Source organism: Hafnia sp. HMSC23F03 (assembly GCF_001816025.1).
GTDB classification, from domain to species: domain Bacteria; phylum Pseudomonadota; class Gammaproteobacteria; order Enterobacterales; family Enterobacteriaceae; genus Hafnia; species Hafnia paralvei.
The window spans coordinates 63,843-84,603 of the sequence record NZ_KV824214.1 but is presented as its reverse complement, the minus strand read 5'-3'; the positions used below and the strand labels follow the sequence as shown (position 1 = coordinate 84,603).

Here is a 20,761-nt window from a genome sequence, read left to right as displayed (position 1 = left end):
CCGCCCCAGGATTCTTACAACTCAATCGCAAAATAGTTTTTCGCATTATCGAAGCTGATGTTTTTCACCATATTCCCCAGCAGTTCAATGTCTGCTGGTGCTTCTCCGTCTTCGACCCAGCGGCCAATCATCTGGCACAGAATGCGGCGGAAATATTCGTGACGGGTATAAGACAAGAAGCTGCGGCTATCGGTGAGCATGCCAACAAAGCGGCTGAGCAAACCAAGCTGTGCGAGCTGAGTCATTTGACGCTGCATGCCGTCTTTCTGGTCGTTGAACCACCAACCTGAACCGAACTGCATTTTCCCCGCCATGCCTTCGCCTTGGAAATTGCCGATCATGGTGCCGATCACTTCGTTATCTCGTGGGTTTAGGCAGTAAAGGATGGTTTTTGGCAAGCCAGTAGAGCGGTTTTGTGCGTCCAATAGACGAGAGAGCGCAAAGGCGACTGGTGCATCGTGAATTGAGTCAAAACCAATGTCTGGCCCAACCGTTTCAAACATGCGTGAATTGTTATTACGCAGTGCGCCAATGTGATATTGCTGAACCCAACCGCGTTTTTGGTATTCGGCTCCGAGGAACAGCAGTACCGCCGTTTTAAACTGGGCAACTTCCTGTTCAGTTGGCATTTTGCCTTCCAAACGACGAGCAAGAATGCCGTTTAACGTGGTTTCATCTGCTTCGCCATACATAACCACATCAAGTGCGTGGTCAGACACCTTGCAGCCGTGAGCCGCAAAGTGGTCCATCCGAATTTTCAGAGCATCACATACATCGCTGAATTTGCGAATATCTACGTCAGCAACTGCACTCAGTTTCTGCATATATTCAGGGAAAACGGCAGCATCAATATTGAATGCTTTATCTGGACGCCAGCTCGGCAACACTTTCACGTCGAAGCTGCTGTCTAGCGCGATAGCTTTATGATGACTTAGATCGTCGATAGGGTCGTCAGTGGTTCCCACCATTTTCACGTTCATCTGTTTCATGATACCGCGAGCGCTGAACTCGTCGCGCTCCAGCAGTGCATTACAGCGATTCCAGATATCGTCAGCCGTATTGCCAGAAAGCAACGTTCCTGTGATACCAAACGGACGACGTAGTTCTAGATGAGTCCAGTGGTAGAGCGGGTTGCCGATGGTATGAGGGACGGTTTCGGCCCATGCCTGAAACTTCTCACGATCGCTAGCATCGCCGGTGCATAGACGCTCAGCAACGCCGTTAGTGCGCATTGCGCGCCATTTGTAATGGTCGCCTTTTAACCAGATGTCATACAGGTTTTTGAACCGATAATCCTGAGCGATCTGTTCAGGTGGCAAGTGACAGTGATAGTCAAAAATTGGCTGCTCTGCCGCATAATCGTGGTACAAACGGCGTGCAAACTCGGTATCCAGCAAGAAATCTTCGGTTAAAAATTGCGACATCATCGGGTTCCTCAGGAGCGTAAAGCTTCAGTGAGCTATTCTTTGCGGCTAAAGTTATCACACCAATTATGGCGCTCGTCCAGAACTTTTTCCGCGTTTAACGTAATGAAAGCGATAAAACGGCACTATCACTCAGTGCTTTTGCTTATGTAGATACTTTTTAGTAGGGATTCTGCATAGGTTTATTATTCCTTAATCCAAAAATGGTTTTTGTGATGGCTCTCAACTTTTAAATCTGTATGACAAGTTATCTTAGCCACCGCTGCGAAATGAGTATTGCCCTAACCAATCATGAGCAGTGGTTTGACCAATGTCGATTGGCCAAGTCATAAAAGTTAATTCAAAGTCGGAACAGGAACGTCCGAACTTTCCATCTGAGACTGTAGTTTTAGCGCTGTAGCACAGATGAATAAGGTAGATGGGTACCACGTAAGTAACGCCATCACCGTTTCAATATGGAGAGTTATTACGCGGCGCAGCCACAAGCGCGGTTCATTGCGGCCTTGCACATTTCGCCAAAGGCGTTCCACAAGGCAAAGTTCTATGCCCAAGCCATTTCAAGATGCTGTTAATCGGTTAACGCTGACGTAGCTTGAAACGTGACGGGATATACTGGGAGAGAGTTTAAATGCGTAAAATTAAAGGCTTACGCTGGTACATGATAGCCTTGGTTACCGTAGGAACTGTACTGGGTTACTTGACTCGTAATGCCATTGCTGTTGCTGCTCCGACCTTACAAGACACGATGCACATCACCACTCAGCAATACTCTTATATTATTGCTGCGTACTCCGCGTGCTACACCATTATGCAACCAGTCGCGGGCTATGTGCTTGATGTGTTGGGTACAAAGGTGGGTTACGCACTGTTTGCCATCCTGTGGGCCGTGTTCTGTATGGGCACCGCATTAGCTAGCAGCTGGGGTGGTTTGGCCATTGCTCGTGGTGCGGTGGGTATGGCTGAAGCGGCAATGATCCCTGCGGGTCTTAAAGCTTCATCTGAATGGTTCCCAGCGAAAGAACGTTCCATCGCGGTGGGTTATTTTAACGTAGGGTCATCCATTGGTGGCATGATTGCTCCGCCGTTAGTGGTGTGGGCTATCGTTGCACACAGCTGGGAAATGGCGTTCATCATTACGGGTGCGCTGAGCCTGATTTGGGCTATTTGCTGGTTAATCTTCTACAAACATCCGAAAGATCAGAAAAAACTGTCTGACGAAGAGCGTGACTATATTCTGAGCGGTCAGGAAGCTCATCACCAGACCAATAACGCGAAGCGTATGTCTGCATGGGAAATCCTGCGTAACCGTCAGTTTTGGGGCATCGCATTGCCTCGTTTTTTGGCCGAACCAGCGTGGGGGACTTTCAATGCTTGGATCCCGCTGTTCATGTTCAAAGCCTACGGTTTTAACCTGAAAGAAATCGCGATGTTTGCCTGGATGCCAATGCTGTTTGCCGACGTTGGCTGCGTGTTAGGCGGTTATCTGCCTCCGCTATTCCAGAAATACTTTAAAGTGAACCTGATTGTTTCTCGTAAGCTGGTGGTGACCATGGGCGCATTCTTGATGATTGGCCCAGGTATGATTGGTCTGTTCACAAGTCCTTATGCGGCTATTGCTCTGCTGTGCGTCGGTGGTTTTGCTCACCAGTCACTGTCTGGTGCTTTGATTACGCTCTCTTCCGATGTGTTTGGACGCAACGAAGTGGCCACTGCAAACGGATTAACCGGTATGGCGGCATGGACGGCAAGTACCCTGTTTGCGTTAGTCGTGGGGGCTTTGGCTGATACCATCGGCTTTAGTCCACTGTTTGCTGCGTTGGCTGTATTTGACCTACTGGGTGCATTAGTTATCTGGACGGTATTGCAAAACCGTACCGCGGAAGAAGTTGAAATTGAAGCGAATAGCCAGAAAGCAACCGTATAGCGTTTAGCGACGGAGCCTCCGACTATGTGCTAAAAATCCGCCGTTTATCGGCGGATTTTTTTTACCTCAAGGTTTTATCTCTCACTTGAGCGTGCATGGGGTCTCTGGTGAGATTATTGGAAAAGTGGTATAACAGATTCATAAATGTATGTATCACAACATTTGCCGATTAACCCTAATAGAGCACCCTAAATGGAATTCACAGAACCCAGAAGACTGTACCAACAGTTAGCCGCAGAGCTAAAGCAGCGCGTCGAGTCCGGCGTTTATCCTGTGGGGGAGAAACTGCCAGCCGAGCGTTTTATCGCTGAAGAGATGAACGTGAGCCGAACGGTTGTTCGCGAGGCGATCATCATGCTGGAAGTGGAAGGGTATGTGGAGGTTCGTAAAGGGTCAGGTATCCACGTTATTAGTAATCAGCCAAAAACGTTGATTCAGCCTAATAGCAATATTCAGTTTGCGAGTGCAGGGCCGTTTGAGCTTTTACAGGCGCGTCAGCTTATCGAGAGTAATATCGCCGAGTTTGCGGCGACCCAGGTAACTAAGCAAGATATTGTGGCGTTGATGGAGATTCAAGAGCATGCACGTCAGGAAGACCGTTTTCGTGATTCGGAATGGGATCTGAAGTTCCATGTTCAGGTCGCCTTGGCGACGCAGAATTCAGCAATGGCGACAATAGTAGAGCAAATGTGGAGCCAGCGTATCCACAACCCATACTGGTTGAAATTGCATGAGCATATCGACGATGTCTCGATCGAAAGTTGGTGTGAAGATCACGATAAGATCCTCAAAGCATTGATGCGCAAAGATCCTTACGGCGCAAAAGTGGCGATGTGGCAGCATTTAGAAAATACCAAGCAAATGCTTTTTCAGGCGACAACGGACGATTTCGAGTTTAACGTCGATCGGTATTTGTTCGCCGAAAATCCTGTCGTGCATTTGGATGGCGTTACCAACGGCAAATAAGCCGTATGGTTAAGCGGTTGTGTCGAGTCACGGGCTTAACTTATACTTTAGTAAGGTGATGGTGTTCCACCTTTGGCTGTAAGATTTCTATGTGGACTCTTACATAGCTAAAAACCGCCGAAAGAGTTCTCTCTTTTCCGCTGATGACGCCTGGCAGAAGTCTGAGTTTTATTTCTCTGTTATACCTTAAATAATTCAAGTGGCATTGAGGTGGCAAGCGAACGCAGCCAACAAAAAGGCAACTTGAAGTATGACGGGTATATACAGGGCGATAGCGCTTGGTTGCCGGGCAAGCATCTTTCCCCTGTCGCTAATCAAGTCGCCTTCGTTAACCGCCTTATCCGTTATTTTTGAGGAGTTTGCCATGAGCTATGGCTTAACGTTATTAATTGTTGCCTTTGGTGGCGCGGTGGGAGCTATTACACGTTTTCAAATTACCACCTGGTTCAGTGGTTGGTTCGGCACATCGTTTCCCTATGCAACGCTGACGGTCAACGTTGTCGGCTGTTTTATCATGGGAGTGCTGGTGGCTGCTTTAAACACAGGAACATTGATTGCGCCGCACTGGCGTCCGTTGATTGCCGTCGGGTTTCTTGGTGCATTGACGACGTTCTCCACTTTTTCATTTGATACGCTCGCACTCTTCACTGAGGGATTCTGGCTACGCGCTGCCTTGAACGTGATCTTGAATTTAGTGCTATGCATGCTTGCGGTTGCGGCGGGATATGCGCTATTAACTCGTGGCTCAATGCCGGGGTGAAAAACCTAATAATGCCGTGTTGACCAAGTATTTTTATGTAAACACGGCAAATTTCATTTTACCTTTTATTCCCCACCTTATTTTTCTTCCTGTGTTTGACGTCATCTGTTTGTTCAACCCAACTGAAACCAAGTGTTAACGACCATCATTAAGGTAAAATTGGTCGTGGAAATTGCTCATTTTCTGCTGTTTCCCTGACGGTGATTTTGCTACAGTTAGCCGAGTTTTTTTCTGCATGTATCTGGAAGCAACAAAATATTGAAGCGTCTTTCGTCTGCCACCACGATGTTCCTATTGTTATGCTGGGCCAGTATGGCCTCTGGCAAGCAAACGGCTTGGCATTCGCACAGCGCTAATTGCTATTTCTCTCAAGCAGATAGCTACTTTGCTCAATCGCTAACAGATGTCTCATCTATATCAGTGATGCAACTCACTGGTGAAAGTGAACGTAGCCTGTCGCGTAAATCCAATACGCGTAAGCTGACCGCGCTGCTGCGTGTTCACTTGAAGTCCTGTTCAGAACAGGGCCGAATTGCTCCTACACTCCCAGATACCTCCCTATCTGCACATGCGAACACCGCCTCTTTTGATGTGACTCGTCAGTATCGCGACAAGGGAATTTCTTTGGTGCTGCTGCGAACGTTACAACTTCCTCCCCATCAAAATCGGTTGGGTGGCTGGAAAGAGAGTAATATTTTATACAGAGGCAAGCTGACGTATGACCAACCTGACGCCGAAGCGCACGTTGGTTAAACTTAGCTAGCTCCCTAATTCCATCGTCCTTTGTGACGTCCATGAGATGAGCTGGCGGATGGACCCTCCGAATTTTCAGTTAGGAATACTCGATGGATATGATTAACGAATTAATACATGCCCTGTGGCAACAGGACTATGAGACGCTGGCGAACCCGTCGCTAGTGTGGACGATTTACGGCATTTTATTTGTCATTTTATTTCTGGAAAATGGTTTGCTGCCAGCAGCCTTTTTACCGGGTGACAGCTTACTGATTTTGGTTGGTGTACTGATTGCGAAAGGCACCATGGGCTTCGCCATGACGGTCTGTGTGTTAACCACCGCGGCCAGCCTTGGTTGCTGGGTTGGGTATATACAGGGACGATGGCTGGGAAATACGCGATTAGTGCAAAAGTGGCTTGCCCATCTGCCTGCCCATTATCATCAGCGTTCGCATCAGCTGTTCCACAAACACGGTTTATCGGCGCTGCTGGTCGGTCGTTTTCTGGCATTCGTGCGTACTTTGTTGCCGTTGATTGCTGGCCTGTCCGGTTTAAGCAGTACGCGTTTCCAGTTCTTTAACTGGATGAGTGGTTTCCTGTGGGTCATGATTTTGACCACATTGGGTTATGTGTTGGGTAAAACGCCGCTGTTCCTGCGTTATGAAGATCAACTGATGTTCCTCCTGATGATGTTGCCACTGGTTCTGCTGGTGTTTGGTCTAGTTGGCTCGTTGGTTGTTCTATGGCGTAAAAAACATTCAACGACTCAGCCAGAGCAGAGGAAATAACGTGACTCTGCTACTTATTCAGCGGCTTGGTTGGAAACGCGCCTTATTGCTCTTAGCGTTGATTATTGGTGTATTTGCGTGGTGGATAGCTCCGCATCTAACTCATAAAGAAACAACGTTACAAATTAGCGCGACTCAGGCTGGGCTTGCGACACCGGATGGTTTTTTTGTTTATCAGAAACTGGATGAGCACGGCATTAGTATCAAAAGTATTACGCCTGACTCGAATGGTTTACTGGTTCATTTAGCGAAGCCAGAGCAGCAGGAAGAGGCGATGCAGGTACTGCAAAGCGTGCTGCCGCGTGGCTACAGTATTGCCTATAAAACCCATCGACGTTCGCTGTTTCAATCGAGCGAAAGCGACGTCAAGGATCCTCCCAGGCAAGCGAGACTTAACAGCTAAACAATAAAAGCAGGGCCGTATGGCTAATGCTGGTCACTTAAGCGCGATTTTAGGGGAAGTACACCGATGGGGTCGTAGCAGCTTTAGCTGCCGGAGCGCCCCGCGGTGTGCTAGCCCCGTGTATCTCGATCTCTTAAACGATCAGCATCAGAGCCGTATGGCTCTGTTTTTATTTATCAGTATTGTCTGATTTTTCCATTTTTCGCGCTCCTATCTTGATGTAACGCACCTATTATTTAAACTAAGTGATAAGTAATCGTTAATAATTACAGGTTATAGTTACCAATGAGCGGCACCGTTCTGCCCACTCAATTGTTCTCTTATATCCGAGTATTTGTTTTAACGATGAAAGGATATATGTCCTCGGAGCAGGGCAGTTCACAACACAATAAGGACTTTTCATGACATTCAAAAAAACTGCAATTTTAGCTATTACCGTTGCTTCTTTTGGCCTGATGAGCACAGCGGCTAACGCCTCGGCGGTAACCTGTGCCAGCAAACAGCAGAGTATTGAAGAGCAGATTCAGTATGCTCAACAGCACAACAACACGCATCGTGTGGCCGGTTTACAAAAAGCACTAAGCGAAGTGAAGAGCCACTGTACTGAAGCGGGGCTACGCTCTGAACTGCAAAATAATGTGAAAGAAAAACAGCAGAAAGTCGCTGAACGCCAGCAGGAACTCGTCGAAGCGCAACAAACCGGTAAAGCAGACAAAATTTCTAAAAAAGAGAAAAAACTGGACGAAGCTCGTGCTGAGCTAAAAGAGGCACAGCAGGCGCTGGGACAGTAATTTACTGTGTCTAATCGCCGAGTTTTTTCATACCAAATACGGCAGATGCAGAAGGATATGTGGCAATTACCTTTGCGCTCATGGAAAAAGCTCGCTATGTTAAAAGACCATATCAGTAAAGTTAAGGAGTCTAGGAATGGCTAACGATTCAACTTCCGAGCAATTACGTGCCGAACTGAAGTCCCTCGCCGATACCTTGGAAGAGGTTCTGAATTCTTCCACCGACAAACCGAAGGCCGAGCTGGAAAAAATCCGTGCGAAAGCTGAAAGTGCGTTACAAGGTAGCCGCGCTCGCTTGAATGCGGCAGGTGAGAAAGTTGCTGCACAAACCAAAGAAATCGCAGATCGTGCAGATAGCTATGTTCATGATAATCCTTGGACTGGTGTTGGCATCGGCGCTGCCGTTGGTGTGGTGTTAGGCGTTCTATTGGCTCGCCGCTAATGCCTGCCGATAACGCAACTTCTCAGGGCCCCGCTCGCGGGGTTCTGAGTACCGCTCAGCGCATTGTCACCATTATTGTTGGCATGGTTGAAACACGACTGCGTTTAGCCGTGGTGGAGCTGGAAGAAGAGAAAGCGAACGTTATTCAACTACTGATGATGGCGGGCGTCACGCTGCTGTTTACCGCCTTTGGTTTAATGACGTTGTTGGTGTTGCTCTTCTTAGCCATTGATCCTGCCCATCGTTTGATGGCGTTAGGGATCACCACCGCAGTTTTACTGGGGCTGGCATTAATCGGGGCAATCTGGACAATCACCAAAGCTCGACGCTCAACGCTGTTAGGGGCGACTCGCCGCCAGCTTGAGATTGATAGAGAGCTACTGGAAGAGGATCGCAAGTGAGCCGTAATCGTCAGGAACTCGCCTTGGAGAAAGCACGCTTGCTGCGTCAAATTCAGCAGCAGCGTCTTGATTTGGCCGGTGAACGTCGTTCGTGGTTACAGCTCACTGCGAAATTCGACCATCGTGTTTCCGCTGTGATGCGGTTACGTAAATTCATGCTGTTAGGATCGAGTCTATTAGCGCTCTATGGCGCTCGCCATCCTGCTAAAACGGCGCGCTGGACTCGTCGTGCATTTAGCGTGTGGGGCATCGTCAAAGTTGTACGTAATGCCTTTTACTCCAAGGCTTAATCTCCGCAGTTTCCCACAAAATATCTGTGCTTTTATCCCTCTGATAACTAGTAACCAAAGAAATTACTTGTCTGCTATCTTTTAACTTATTGTATTTAGTTATTTTCTTATAATTTTTTAGCTTCAGTTTTTTTGAAGAAATTCAGCAATTTTACTCGCTAACACTTTTTCAGTCTTTGTCCTAGTATTAGCTCCATCGAGATACGGGCTCCACGATTTGGTTAAGCCAGATGGAATGCACGCCTCATACCGAACAAAGCTGCTAAAGCGGCACCTTAAAATTGTCTGGAGTTAAAAATGAGCAACAAACTAGAAAACATCGCACTACTGGCTGCCCGCATCTTGATGCCAATCCTGTTTATCACCGCCGGTTGGGGAAAAATCACAGGCTATGCTGGGACTCAGCAATATATGGAAGCGATGGGCGTTCCAGGGGCGCTTCTGCCGTTAACTATTTTGTTAGAGCTGGGCGGTGGTTTAGCCATTCTGTTTGGTTTCTTGACTCGTACTACGGCGCTGTTTACCGCGGGCTTTACCCTGCTGACCGCATTTTTGTTCCATTCGAACTTTGCCGACGGCGTTAACCAACTGATGTTCATGAAAAACCTGACCATCGCTGGTGGCTATTTGGTTCTGGCTGTATCTGGTCCTGGCGCATTTAGTATTGACCGTTTGCTCAATAAAAAATGGTAATACCCGTCACTCGAATTATGTAGAGTGAATGGCGTTATGATTTAGAAATACGATAAAGGGGCAAACATGCCCCTTTATGCTTTTAAATGACAACATACTTGAGCTTATTGAGCCGAGTATCCATCTGGAGGATTTATGGGACAACTCGTTGAAGGCATCTGGCAAGATGTCTGGTATGACACTAAATCTACCGGCGGACGTTTTAAGCGTTCGAACGCGCAATTCCGTAATTGGATCACTCCTGATGGCTCTTTAGGCCCAGACGGTGAGTCAGGTTTTGCCGCTGAAAAAGATCGCTACCATCTCTATGTCTCCCTGGCTTGCCCATGGGCTCATCGCACGTTACTGGTTCGCAAACTCAAAGGATTGGAAAGCCTGATTCCGGTTTCTATTGTCAGTCCTCTGATGCTGGAAAACGGCTGGACGTTTGAAACCAACTTCCCTGCGGCGACCGGCGATGAGCTTTATCACCACGATTTTCTCTATCAGCTCTATCTACAGGCCGATCCTCACTATACCGGACGCGTGACGGTACCGGTGCTTTGGGATAAGCAAACGCAAACTATCGTGAGTAATGAATCTTCAGATATTATCCGCATGTTTAATACCGCGTTTGACGAAATTGGCGCTAAACCCGGTGATTTTTATCCGCAGGAACTACGTACTGAGATCGATGAGCTAAATAGCTGGATCTATGACACCGTTAATAATGGTGTATATAAAGCCGGATTTGCTACCGCTCAGGATGCCTATGATGAAGCGGTCAGGTCGGTATTTGCCTCACTGGATAAACTGGAGAGCATTCTCTCCCGTCAGCGCTATTTAACCGGTACACGTTTGACCGAGTCCGATCTGCGATTATGGACGACTTTAGTCCGTTTTGATCCGGTCTATGTGACCCACTTTAAATGCGATTGGCAGCGCATCAGCGATTATCCAAACTTATACGGTTTCCTACGCGATATTTATCAGATGCCGGGAGTGAAAGAGACGGTCAATCTGGATCACATTCGTCACCATTATTACCGCAGCCACAAAACCATCAACCCAACGGGGATCATTTCGATTGGGCCAAAGCAAGATTTAGAGGCTCCGCATGGCCGCGACAAGCTATTTAGCTGATTAATGATCAATTCCCCCTCTCAAAAATGGAGGGGGAATGTCGCAACGGTTATAAATAGAGGGCTGGACGAGTGATTTGCTTAACGCCTCGTTGGGTCAGTGCTTCAGCCAGCGTTTCTATATCTTGTTGCGTCGCACTTTTCCATCCGCTTGCTTCTCCGCGTACACCGTGGTGGTGAAAGGCATTGAGGCGAACAGGAACATTGCCGAGTGATAAGATAAACTCAGCCAGTTCATCTACATGCTGGAGGTGATCGCTATGCTCAGGGATCACTAATAAACGCAGTTCACTCAATTTTCCCCGTTTTGCCAACCATAGAATGCTTTGTTTAATCCGATAGTTATCTCGCCCCGTTAATGCTTTGTGGCATTCGTTATCCCATGCTTTGAGATCGAGCATTGCCCCGTCTATCCAAGGCAACAGTTTTTGCCAACCGGTTTCTGATAAATCGCCATTACTATCAACCAGACAGGTGAGATGCGCTAACCCTTGACTGGATTTTATCGCGGCAAAAAAATCACATAAAAAGGGGAGTTGGAGAGTCGCCTCACCGCCGCTGACGGTCACGCCATTGATAAACTGCGCGTTGCGTTTGACCTGATTCAGAAGAGCGTCAACGCTATAACTTTGCGTCATAGGACTTGAGTGCTGGGTGCAGGTGTGTAGACAGGTATCGCACTGCTGGCAGACGTTAGCATCCCACTGCACTTCGCCACTCACCAAACTAAGCGCCTGATGAGGGCAGGTTGTCACGCAGTCGCCACAGTTATCGCACATCCCAATGGTGTACGGATTATGACAATTTTTGCAGCGAAGATTGCAGCCTTGCAGAAAAATGGCCAGACGACTGCCTGGCCCATCGACACAGGAAAATGGTAAGATTTTACTTACCGAAGCGCATCGTTTGTTCATGGCTTATCACTCGTGGCTGGCGTTGCATGATACCGGTGTTTTTGGCCGCTTCTTCACCTAGCCATGTCGTATTTAGACGGGAACCTTCTGCTTTAAATTTTTCAATATCGGACAGACGTACCATATAGCCGGTGATGCGAACCAGATCGTTGCCGCAGACGTTGGCTGAGAACTCACGCATTCCTGCGGCAAATCCACCTAAGCAGAGTTGCATCATGGCTTCAGGATTTCTCTTGATGGTCTCTTCCAGTGTCAAAATATCGCTGATGCCAGAGGTATAATAAGCATGATGCGGCGCAACGGTCATCAGATGTGTGACCGGATCGGGCTCAGTGCCGTAGGGAATACGAGCTCCCGGCGTAGTGCCAATGTCAGAGCTAATCCCTGACTGTGCATGCAGCATCGCGCGTTGTTTCCATCCGTGTTGCACCGGCGTTTGTGCGACAAACTCAGCTAATTGATTGCTGATGCGATAGCCAAGTTGATTGGCTGCGTCGTTTTCGCCATAGCTTCCCGTCAGGCGGTCTTTTTCCATCAGAATATTAACGGCTTCTGCTAGCGCATAAATGCCAAGCATAGGGACGAAGCGCTGTGGATCGATTAACCCTTCGCTAACCAAGAAGCTCTGGGTGAAGAAGTTCGACTGGTTATAGAGGAAATCAGTACGTGCATTGATGATTTCAATCTGCTGACGACAGTAATAAGGCAACTGATGGGTAAAGAAATCTTCTGAGGATTCACTACGCAAGGCAACCTGCTTCAAATTGATGCGCACCAGCGTATTTCCACCGCCGGCGAGAGGCAATGAGTTGTAGCAACTCACAATGCCATAGCCATTTTTTGTGAAAATACTATCATGAATAGGGCCGTTAGCGATGTGTGGTTTACTGCATTCACAGATGTTGCTGGCGGCTTGAAGCAGTAGGGATTGCGGCGTGATTTGCGGATCGTAAATAAAGGTTAGGTTGGGTGCAACCTGCTTGAGCTCTGCGTCTACACGTAAAATTAGACGCGTCAATATGTTATCGCTAGGCCCGATGTTAGCGTGCATAAAAGCATCAGGTAAAGTGCGATCCAGATAACGCCAGAAACGTTTTATGCGGATATATAATTCGTTTTCTGTTAGAATTCCAACATAAGGCAGCAGTAAGCTGTCTAAGTGACCGAGAAACACCGGCATCGATGTGACGGAAGGAACATGGTGGTACAGGATGCACAGCATATTCAAGGCGTCGTCAAAATCCAGTGCTGGCTCCAGTTCCAGATACTCCGATCCCTGTGCCAGAAACTTGACGTAATCCGGCAGAACGTAACGCGGTTTGTACGGAGCGTGGCCTTCGAACATATCGCAAATTACGCCGTCATCCAGTGCCTGACGCGCCTCTGGCGGTAGACTTGGATAGGGCAATGCGTTCTCGGCCTCAAGAGCTAAAAAGTGACGTTTTTGCTCTGGAGAGAGCGTTTCGCTGGTGGCAATTTGCTGGCAACGCTGTAAGAAAGAAGGTAGTGAAGTCGTATCGGTGGAATTTGTCATAACGCCTCTCTGCGGGCAATAGTCCTGTTTGACCGTCATTCTAAAGATGATGAGCTGGCAATCTATTGATCCTGATATAGGCTGGTAGAAGGTAATGCGTTTTTCATCGATATAAGAGGTTATTTCGTGATGTTAATCACATATAATCTCGTAACGTTACAGTCTGTTTTTCATTGACTGTGATGTTGAGCACAAATGTGACGGAGGGTTTGTGTTCAAATAGTAACATATGATGTTGACCATGAAGGGCCATATGCGGTGAGAAGGATCTCAGTTGCTTTCCGGTCTTTAGCCGGAACAGTATCTTCAAGGAACCAAGTCCGCTCGCCAACGTATTGGGATACCTTCAAGGCTTACGCGTTTAACGTGAACAGTGAAGCCTCCGAACCCTAAATCATTGTGTCTGAATCTCGGCCAAGCCAGTTCAGCCAAGTTGGAGAGTAAAATGACTGATTTAAAAGTTGCTGCAAAACGTGCGTTACAGTTGATGGATCTGACCACTCTGAACGAAGATGACACTGATGAAAAAGTGATCGCCTTGTGCCATCAGGCAAAAAGCCCCGTTGGTAATACCGCAGCAGTTTGCATCTACCCACGTTTCATTCCTATCGCGCGTAAAACGCTGCGCGAACAAGGCACCCCTGAAATTCATATCGCAACCGTGACCAACTTCCCACACGGTAACGATGACATCGCTATTGCTCTGGCGGAAACCAAAGCGGCTATCGCTTACGGTGCCGACGAAGTTGACGTGGTATTCCCATACCGCGCACTGATGGCTGGCAACGAGCAGGTTGGTTTCGACATGGTTAAAGTCTGCAAAGACGCCTGTAATGAAGCTGGCGTGTTGCTGAAAGTGATCATCGAAACCGGCGAATTGAAAGATGCCGCACTGATCCGTAAAGCGTCTGAAATCTCTATCAAGGCGGGCGCTGACTTCATCAAAACTTCAACCGGTAAAGTGCCTGTTAACGCGACTTTAGAAAGCGCTGAAATCATGATGACCGTGATCCGCGATATGGGCGTCAGCAAAACCGTTGGCTTTAAGCCAGCGGGTGGCGTACGTACCGCTGAAGATGCTGCCGAATATCTGGCTCTGGCAGGTCGTCTGCTGGGCGATGACTGGGCTGATTCCCGCCACTTCCGCTTCGGTGCTTCCAGCCTGTTGGCGAGCCTGCTGAAAACGCTGGGCTATGACACCAAAGGCACTGGCAGCGCTTACTAATTCTGTTGTTTCTTGACGCTGATCTGCATGGTTTCTCATGCAGCAGCGTCAATGAATGAAAGATTAAGCGAATCTTTTGCCGCGACGGTTTCGTCGCGGTCATTGTTAGTACTTGAATTGAATAGATGATGCGGGGCGTTCCGCAGAACATACCTCTTAACCTACACCTATATCTGATGTCTTGAGCTTTGACTCAACGAAAGAAGATATAAATCAGCAGGGGGATACAACCTTGTTCCTGGCACAAGAAATTATTCGTAAAAAACGTGATGGACATGCTCTGAGCGAAGAAGAAATTCGCTTTTTCATCAATGGCATTCGCGACAATACGATCTCTGAAGGTCAAATTGCCGCTTTAGCGATGACCATTTTTTTCCACGATATGGTCATGCCTGAACGCGTTGCGTTGACGATGGCGATGCGTGATTCCGGTACCGTTCTGGACTGGAAAGCATTGAACCTGAATGGCCCGATTGTTGATAAGCACTCCACCGGCGGCGTAGGTGACGTAACCTCTCTGATGCTTGGCCCAATGGTGGCCGCATGCGGCGGTTATGTTCCGATGATTTCAGGCCGTGGTTTAGGCCATACCGGCGGTACGCTGGATAAACTGGAAGCGATTCCGGGATTTGATATTTTCCCTGACGATGCGCGTTTCCGTAAAATTATTTCTGAAGTTGGCGTGGCAATTATTGGCCAGACCAACTCTTTGGCTCCTGCCGACAAACGTTTCTATGCGACGCGTGACATTACCGCGACTGTTGATTCTATCCCACTGATCACGGCATCCATTCTGGCGAAGAAACTGGCTGAAGGCTTAGACGCGCTGGTTATGGACGTTAAGGTCGGCTCTGGTGCTTTCATGCCAACCTTTGAGCTATCCGAAGCATTGGCTCAGTCGATCGTTGGCGTGGCTAACGGTGCGGGCTGTAAAACCACGGCATTGCTGACGGATATGAATCAGGTATTGGCTTCCAGCGCGGGTAATGCGGTTGAGGTGCGAGAGTCGGTCCAGTTCCTGACGGGCGAGTATCGCAATCCGCGTTTGCTTGAAGTCACTATGGCTTTATGCGTTGAAATGTTGATTTCTGGTAATTTGGCCGCAGATCAACAAGACGCCCGCAATAAACTGCAAGCGGTACTGGATAACGGTAAAGCGGCTGAAGTCTTTGGTCGTATGGTTGCCGCGCAAGGTGGCCCGGCTGATTTCGTTGAACGCTACGACAGCTATTTGCCAAAAGCGACATTAAGCAAGCCTGTCTTTGCTGAGCACAGTGGTATTATTACCGCTATGGATACCCGTGAATTGGGCATGTCTGTCGTTGGACTTGGCGGTGGACGTCGCCGTGCTACTGACAGCATTGATTACAGCGTTGGTTTAACCGATATGGTTCGTCTGGGTGATAAAGTTGACGCTCAGCGCCCGTTGGCGGTAGTGCATGCTTGCGATGAAGCATCTTGGCAGCAGGCGGCTCAGGCCGTTCGCAACGCTATCGTTCTGGGTGATAAAGCGCCGGCAGAAAATCCGGTTGTCTATCGCCGTATCACCGAGTAAACGCCATACTTAATGCGTGGGCGTTAAGCCAGCCTAAGAATTAAAACCAAAGAGTCGCCAAGTTTGCATCGGCTCTTTGGCCACAGCGCTAAAGCGCAGGAGAGTAAGATGAAACGTACATTTATCATGGTATTAGACTCATTTGGTATCGGTGCGAGTGAAGATGCTGAACGCTTTGGCGATGTGGGTTCCGATACTTTAGGTCATATCGCTGACGCCTGCGCGCGCGGCGAAGCCGACATCGGTCGTAAAGGTCCATTGACGCTGCCAAACCTGAGCCGTTTAGGATTGGGTAAAGCGGCTGAAGAATCTACGGGGCGTTTCCCGCAGGGGCTGGATAAAAACGCCGAAATCATCGGCGCATATGGCTATGCTAGCGAGCTTTCTTCCGGTAAAGATACCCCGTCTGGTCACTGGGAAATTGCCGGTGTTCCGGTTCTGTTCGACTGGGGTTACTTCTCCGATCATGAAAATAGCTTCCCGCAGGAATTGCTGGATATTCTGGTAAAACGCGGCAATCTGCCGGGTTATCTAGGAAATTGCCACTCTTCAGGTACCGTGATCTTAGATCAGTTGGGCGAAGAGCACATGAAAACCGGCAAACCGATTTTCTACACTTCGGCTGACTCGGTATTCCAGATTGCCTGCCACGAAGAGACCTTCGGGCTGGATCGTCTGTATGAGCTGTGCGAAATCGCGCGTGAAGAGCTGACCAAAGGTGGTTACAACATCGGTCGCGTTATTGCGCGTCCATTCGTGGGTGACAAAACGGGTGAGTTTAAGCGTACCGGCAACCGTCACGATTTAGCCGTTGAGCCACCGGCTCCAACTATGTTGAAAAAGCTGGTTGATGAGAAGGGCGGCGAAGTGGTTTCTATCGGTAAAATTGCCGATATCTACGCGAACGTTGGGATCACCCAGAAAGTGAAAGCGACCGGTATCGATGCGCTGTTTGACGCCACGCTGGTGGAAATGGAGAAAGCGGGTGACAACACTATCGTGTTCACCAACTTTGTCGACTTTGACTCCTCTTACGGCCACCGTCGCGATGTAGCGGGTTATGCTGCTGCGCTGGAGCTGTTTGACCGCCGTCTGCCAGAAATGCTGAAATTGGTGAAAGATGACGATATTATTATCTTCACCGCTGACCATGGCTGTGACCCAACCTGGGCTGGCTCTGACCATACTCGTGAGCACATTCCGGTATTGGTTTACGGCCCTAAAGTGAAACCAGGTTCATTGGGACACCGTGAAACCTTCGCTGATATTGGTCAAACGGTAGCGAACTACTTTGGTTTGTCGCCAATGGATTACGGTAAATCCATGTTTTAATTTCTGAGCGCCAGCCGATTTTAATGAATCGGCTGGCGTTTCATTTCACAGCAAGTTTGAATATCTAGATTCATATACCAAAAGGATACGAATTATGGCTACGCCGCATATTAATGCCGAGATGGGTGATTTTGCAGACGTTGTGTTGATGCCGGGCGATCCGCTGCGTGCAAAACACATTGCTGAAACTTTCCTGCAAGACGTCCGTCAGGTAAACAGCGTGCGCGGCATGCTGGGGTTCACCGGGACTTACAAAGGTCGTAAGATCTCTGTTATGGGTCACGGTATGGGTATCCCATCTTGCTCTATCTATGCGAAAGAGCTGATCACTGATTTCGGCGTGAAGAAAATTATCCGCGTTGGTTCATGTGGCGCTGTACGTATGGACGTTAAACTGCGTGATGTGGTTATCGGTATGGGGGCATGTACTGACTCTAAAGTTAACCGTCTGCGTTTCAAAGACCATGACTATGCTGCGATTGCAGATTTCGACATGGTACGTAATGCATCTGACGCGGCTAAAGCGAAAGGCATCAACGCTCGCGTAGGTAACATCTTCTCTGCTGACCTGTTCTACACTCCAGATCCATCTATGTTCGACGTAATGGACAAATACGGCATTCTGGGCGTGGAAATGGAAGCGGCAGGTATCTACGGCGTAGCGGCTGAGTTCGGTGCGAAAGCGCTGACCATCTGCACCGTTTCTGACCATATCCGTACCCACGAGCAGACCACTGCCGAAGAACGCCAGACGACGTTCAACGACATGATTGAAATTGCTCTGGAATCCGTTCTGCTGGGTGATGCAGAAGAAGCTGCTGCAAAATAATTGCAGGCACTTTAGATTGTTTAAAAGGCTCCAGATTGGAGCCTTTTTCGTTTTTGGCTTTCAGCTAATTAATCGAACTACCCGCTAACCTAAAAGTAAAATAAACGGTGACGTGGGAGCGATTATTCATCAGAGAGTGGTGATTCACCGATAAAATTCAAGCGCATGGTTAACCAATCCTGAACGATGGCGTTAGCAGCCTTCTCCGCATCGGCCTGCGTGAAATGTTGTTCTGTCACAAGCCATTGTGCCGTTGTTTTACGCGCCTCATTAGCCGCATTCAGTACGGCATCACGTTCCTGTTTTGGCCACTCTTTATCGTTCCAAGCTTGGATTTCACTTTCTGGGCTATTAGCCGTTGTCGTATTGGGCTCAGTTTTAAGGAAATCTCGCGGTGACAAAGTGACGCGCAGATCGAACATTCTCCAGTCGGCATAGCTGGCTGAACGTATGGTTCCCATATTTAAGCTGGCTTTATCAACGATCGTTGCCATTGCGTCATTTAATTGTTTCCATGCGGGGCGTTGAAATAAATCCCCTTGCGGCGAACAAATCGGCGCGTTCCCGTCGAGAGATGAGCCATACAGCGCGCCAAATGTGTCATAGGCGGCTTTCCCTTGGCGCTTGAAAATAAAGCAATGGGCATACTCCCTTTCTTTGCCGTTAATGATTTCCCTATAGTGATTTTCATTTTGTTCAATTGTCATGCGTAGCAGGGTAAGCGTGGCTGAGTTTTTGGTTGTCGCCGGATCTTTTTCTATGTCATGAAGCAATTCGCCAGCCCATGAGCTACCTAACCCTTTTACCGCCTGTTGGTAGCGTTGTGCGGCTTCTGCGTCGGTTATCTGGCTAGAGGGTTCAAACTGGTGGAGGTAAACGAGCCAAGCAGAAGCAAGGGGGCCGCGATATAACGCTAACTTCTGTGCTGCAATCGCTGGATTGGCAGGTATGGCTCGAATGATGTTGTCTAGCGTTGATGTTGCTTGGCCGGCTATCTCTTGCAGCCCACGGTCACGCTGCTCCATGCTTTTTTGTAGACAGCTTTCGAGCCGATCGGGATTTGCTGCACAACCATTGCGCTGCTTGATCCAGTTTCTTTGGGCCGTGCGTAACTCATTTGCTTGAGTTGTTGGAAGGTTAGACATCGCGATCTGGTAGCTTTCATTCAAACTACTGTCGAGGACGCTTAATGACGTGGTATCGCAGATGGCATGCTCTATGCTGCTTTCCGCCTTTTCACAGTCAAAAGAGGCTGCAAATACTGGCGCGGTACACATGATGAGGGGCAGCATAACCCCAGCGCGAATGAACGATGAAAAAATGCGTCTCTTTGCCATTGAAGAACAAATGTAATTGCAGGTGCTGTGCAGCATCAATGAAAGTCCCTTCTTATCGTCGTATTTTATCAAGATCATAGCTAAATGAGATCGTTTACGGAAAGATAACCGCAGAACAGATCAAAATACAGCTCCGGTTTATGCGATCTGAAGTGCACAGTTATCGGATCACTATTAAGGAATATATGGCATGAAGCGAATACATAAATTAACGCTATTGTTAGCAGCGGTATCCAGTATGCCAGCTTGGGCTGCGAGCGGGGTTTCGTTCGATCATAAAGACTGGGAAGTCACTTGCGATAACACGTTAACCTGCCGTGCGGCGGGTTATAGCACAGAAGAACAGCCTAGCGGCTCACTCTTGTTTACGCGCAAAGCAGGCCCTAATACGCCAATTAGCGGCGAAGTTATTTTGGCTGAAGTTGAATCGGCCGATAAGCCCCCTAAGAAACTCACAATGTGGATCGATGATAAATTCGAGGGGGAGGCCAAGGTGGGAGAAAATGATATCTGGCACTTATCAGCGGTGCAGAATCAGAAGCTCATTCGTGCTCTAAAAGGAACGGGAAAAGTTGAGTTCAGAGGCGCTCCCGATCCCTTCATACTTTCTGGCGACGGTGCATACGCAGTAATGCTAAAGATGGATGATGTTCAAGGGCGGATTGGTACACCGGGGGCGATGGTGAAAAAAGGGAATAAGCCTGAGGACAGCGTGTTGGCCGAGATCCCTGCGCCGGTGATTCAGGCGGTGCAGACTGAAACAGGAAAAGCGCGCCCGTTGACCGCTCCTGAGCTTGCTGCGCTGAAACCTGAATTGGTTTCCACTTTGACACCGGATGACGGATGTGACCGTTTACAGCCATCCCCAGATGACACTGCTGAAAGTGATGAGGGAATTACGCTAACGCCGCTCGATAAAACACATGCTCTTCTCTCGACACTTTGCTGGCGAGCGGCCTACAACGAAGGCTACGGCTACTGGGTGATCGATAATGCGTTGAAAGAAAAACCGGTCATGGTGACAGATTCCGGCACCAGCTATGACGCAGGCGTTATTTCATTAAGCCAGAAAGGGCGCGGGCCAGCTGATTGCATGTCGATGGCGAGCTGGGTGTGGGACGGACAGGCCTTTCGTCAAAGCAAAGTGTCCGATACCGGCATGTGTCGGTATATCCGGTTAGGTGGAACTTGGGATTTACCGACGTTTATTGCTGATGTGAAGCCTGCGCGATAGAACTGCGTTTGCTGTTGTTACTGCCAAAAAACCAAAAGCCGCATAGTACTATGCGGCTTTTGG

The 20,761-nt window shown here is 48.5% G+C and carries 21 protein-coding genes and 1 riboswitch; of the genes, 17 read left to right on the top strand and 4 right to left on the bottom strand.

Annotation, left to right across the window (positions count from 1 at the left end):
* Window positions 1–14: 14 nt before the first annotated feature.
* Complete coding sequence (uxaC, locus tag HMPREF3091_RS06000; RefSeq protein ID WP_070714778.1) at window positions 15–1,424, bottom strand: glucuronate isomerase; 1,410 nt, start codon at window positions 1,422–1,424, stop codon at window positions 15–17.
* 628 nt (window positions 1,425–2,052) lie between these two features.
* On the opposite strand from uxaC, the gene HMPREF3091_RS05995 reads away from it, so the two are divergent.
* The 12 genes from HMPREF3091_RS05995 (at window position 2,053) to HMPREF3091_RS05940 (ending at window position 10,739) form a co-directional block, all read left to right on the top strand.
* Window positions 2,053–3,348: an MFS transporter gene (locus tag HMPREF3091_RS05995; protein ID WP_070714776.1), complete on the top strand. Its 1,296-nt coding sequence runs from the start codon at window positions 2,053–2,055 to the stop codon at window positions 3,346–3,348.
* Between the two features lie 192 nt (window positions 3,349–3,540).
* A complete protein-coding gene (gene exuR, locus HMPREF3091_RS05990) occupies window positions 3,541–4,314 on the top strand; it encodes a transcriptional regulator ExuR (protein ID WP_004846757.1) in 774 nt (257 codons plus the stop codon).
* Window positions 4,315–4,359: 45 nt separating this feature from the next.
* Window positions 4,360–4,474, top strand: a riboswitch (Fluoride riboswitch).
* A gap of 204 nt (window positions 4,475–4,678) precedes the next feature.
* A complete protein-coding gene (gene crcB, locus HMPREF3091_RS05985; protein WP_004846759.1) occupies window positions 4,679–5,074 on the top strand; it encodes a fluoride efflux transporter CrcB in 396 nt (131 codons plus the stop codon).
* A gap of 258 nt (window positions 5,075–5,332) precedes the next feature.
* Window positions 5,333–5,827 carry a hypothetical protein gene (locus HMPREF3091_RS05980; protein ID WP_070714774.1) on the top strand — a complete coding sequence of 165 codons (495 nt, stop codon included), beginning with the start codon at window positions 5,333–5,335 and terminating at the stop codon, window positions 5,825–5,827.
* A 92-nt stretch (window positions 5,828–5,919) separates the two neighbouring features.
* Window positions 5,920–6,597, top strand: a complete 678-nt coding sequence (locus HMPREF3091_RS05975) for a DedA family protein (RefSeq protein ID WP_004846768.1) — start codon at window positions 5,920–5,922, stop codon at window positions 6,595–6,597.
* A 1-nt stretch (window position 6,598) separates the two neighbouring features.
* Window positions 6,599–7,000 (top strand): EnvZ/OmpR regulon moderator MzrA, encoded by a 402-nt coding sequence (gene mzrA / locus HMPREF3091_RS05970; RefSeq protein ID WP_004846770.1) that lies wholly within the window; start codon window positions 6,599–6,601, stop codon window positions 6,998–7,000.
* A gap of 401 nt (window positions 7,001–7,401) precedes the next feature.
* Entirely contained in the window at window positions 7,402–7,791 is a 390-nt protein-coding gene (locus tag HMPREF3091_RS05965) for a DUF1090 domain-containing protein (RefSeq protein WP_004846774.1), read from the top strand.
* 136 nt (window positions 7,792–7,927) lie between these two features.
* Complete coding sequence (locus tag HMPREF3091_RS05960; protein WP_004846778.1) at window positions 7,928–8,233, top strand: ElaB/YgaM/YqjD family protein; 306 nt, start codon at window positions 7,928–7,930, stop codon at window positions 8,231–8,233.
* Complete coding sequence (locus HMPREF3091_RS05955) at window positions 8,233–8,634, top strand: phage holin family protein (protein WP_004846780.1); 402 nt, start codon at window positions 8,233–8,235, stop codon at window positions 8,632–8,634. Before HMPREF3091_RS05960 ends, HMPREF3091_RS05955 begins: the two co-directional genes overlap by 1 nt.
* Window positions 8,631–8,924: a YqjK-like family protein gene (locus HMPREF3091_RS05950; protein ID WP_004846782.1), complete on the top strand. Its 294-nt coding sequence runs from the start codon at window positions 8,631–8,633 to the stop codon at window positions 8,922–8,924. Before HMPREF3091_RS05955 ends, HMPREF3091_RS05950 begins: the two co-directional genes overlap by 4 nt.
* 297 nt (window positions 8,925–9,221) lie before the next feature.
* A complete protein-coding gene (locus HMPREF3091_RS05945) occupies window positions 9,222–9,617 on the top strand; it encodes a DoxX family protein (RefSeq protein ID WP_004846785.1) in 396 nt (131 codons plus the stop codon).
* 135 nt (window positions 9,618–9,752) lie between these two features.
* Window positions 9,753–10,739, top strand: a complete 987-nt coding sequence (locus HMPREF3091_RS05940) for a glutathione S-transferase family protein (protein WP_070714772.1) — start codon at window positions 9,753–9,755, stop codon at window positions 10,737–10,739.
* Window positions 10,740–10,788: 49 nt separating this feature from the next.
* On the opposite strand, the gene HMPREF3091_RS05935 is transcribed toward HMPREF3091_RS05940, so the two are convergent.
* Window positions 10,789–11,652: a YjjW family glycine radical enzyme activase gene (locus HMPREF3091_RS05935; protein WP_070714770.1), complete on the bottom strand. Its 864-nt coding sequence runs from the start codon at window positions 11,650–11,652 to the stop codon at window positions 10,789–10,791.
* On the bottom strand, window positions 11,624–13,186 hold the full coding sequence (locus HMPREF3091_RS05930; protein ID WP_070714768.1) for a YjjI family glycine radical enzyme: 1,563 nt from the start codon (window positions 13,184–13,186) through the stop codon (window positions 11,624–11,626). Before HMPREF3091_RS05930 ends, HMPREF3091_RS05935 begins: the two co-directional genes overlap by 29 nt.
* A gap of 445 nt (window positions 13,187–13,631) precedes the next feature.
* Here HMPREF3091_RS05930 and deoC point away from each other — a divergent pair, with 445 nt between their 5' ends.
* From deoC to deoD, 4 genes are all read left to right on the top strand, one after another.
* A complete protein-coding gene (deoC, locus tag HMPREF3091_RS05925) occupies window positions 13,632–14,411 on the top strand; it encodes a deoxyribose-phosphate aldolase (RefSeq protein WP_004846795.1) in 780 nt (259 codons plus the stop codon).
* A gap of 232 nt (window positions 14,412–14,643) precedes the next feature.
* A complete protein-coding gene (gene deoA / locus HMPREF3091_RS05920; RefSeq protein ID WP_035502629.1) occupies window positions 14,644–15,966 on the top strand; it encodes a thymidine phosphorylase in 1,323 nt (440 codons plus the stop codon).
* A 108-nt stretch (window positions 15,967–16,074) separates the two neighbouring features.
* Window positions 16,075–17,298: a phosphopentomutase gene (deoB, locus tag HMPREF3091_RS05915; RefSeq protein ID WP_070714765.1), complete on the top strand. Its 1,224-nt coding sequence runs from the start codon at window positions 16,075–16,077 to the stop codon at window positions 17,296–17,298.
* Between the two features lie 94 nt (window positions 17,299–17,392).
* Complete coding sequence (gene deoD / locus HMPREF3091_RS05910; RefSeq protein ID WP_004846800.1) at window positions 17,393–18,127, top strand: purine-nucleoside phosphorylase; 735 nt, start codon at window positions 17,393–17,395, stop codon at window positions 18,125–18,127.
* A gap of 122 nt (window positions 18,128–18,249) precedes the next feature.
* On the opposite strand, the gene HMPREF3091_RS05905 is transcribed toward deoD, so the two are convergent.
* Complete coding sequence (locus HMPREF3091_RS05905; protein ID WP_246839958.1) at window positions 18,250–19,419, bottom strand: lysozyme inhibitor LprI family protein; 1,170 nt, start codon at window positions 19,417–19,419, stop codon at window positions 18,250–18,252.
* Between the two features lie 235 nt (window positions 19,420–19,654).
* Between HMPREF3091_RS05905 and HMPREF3091_RS05900 the strand changes: the two genes are divergently transcribed.
* Window positions 19,655–20,698 (top strand): DUF1176 domain-containing protein, encoded by a 1,044-nt coding sequence (locus HMPREF3091_RS05900; RefSeq protein ID WP_070714762.1) that lies wholly within the window; start codon window positions 19,655–19,657, stop codon window positions 20,696–20,698.
* Window positions 20,699–20,761 lie beyond the last annotated feature (63 nt).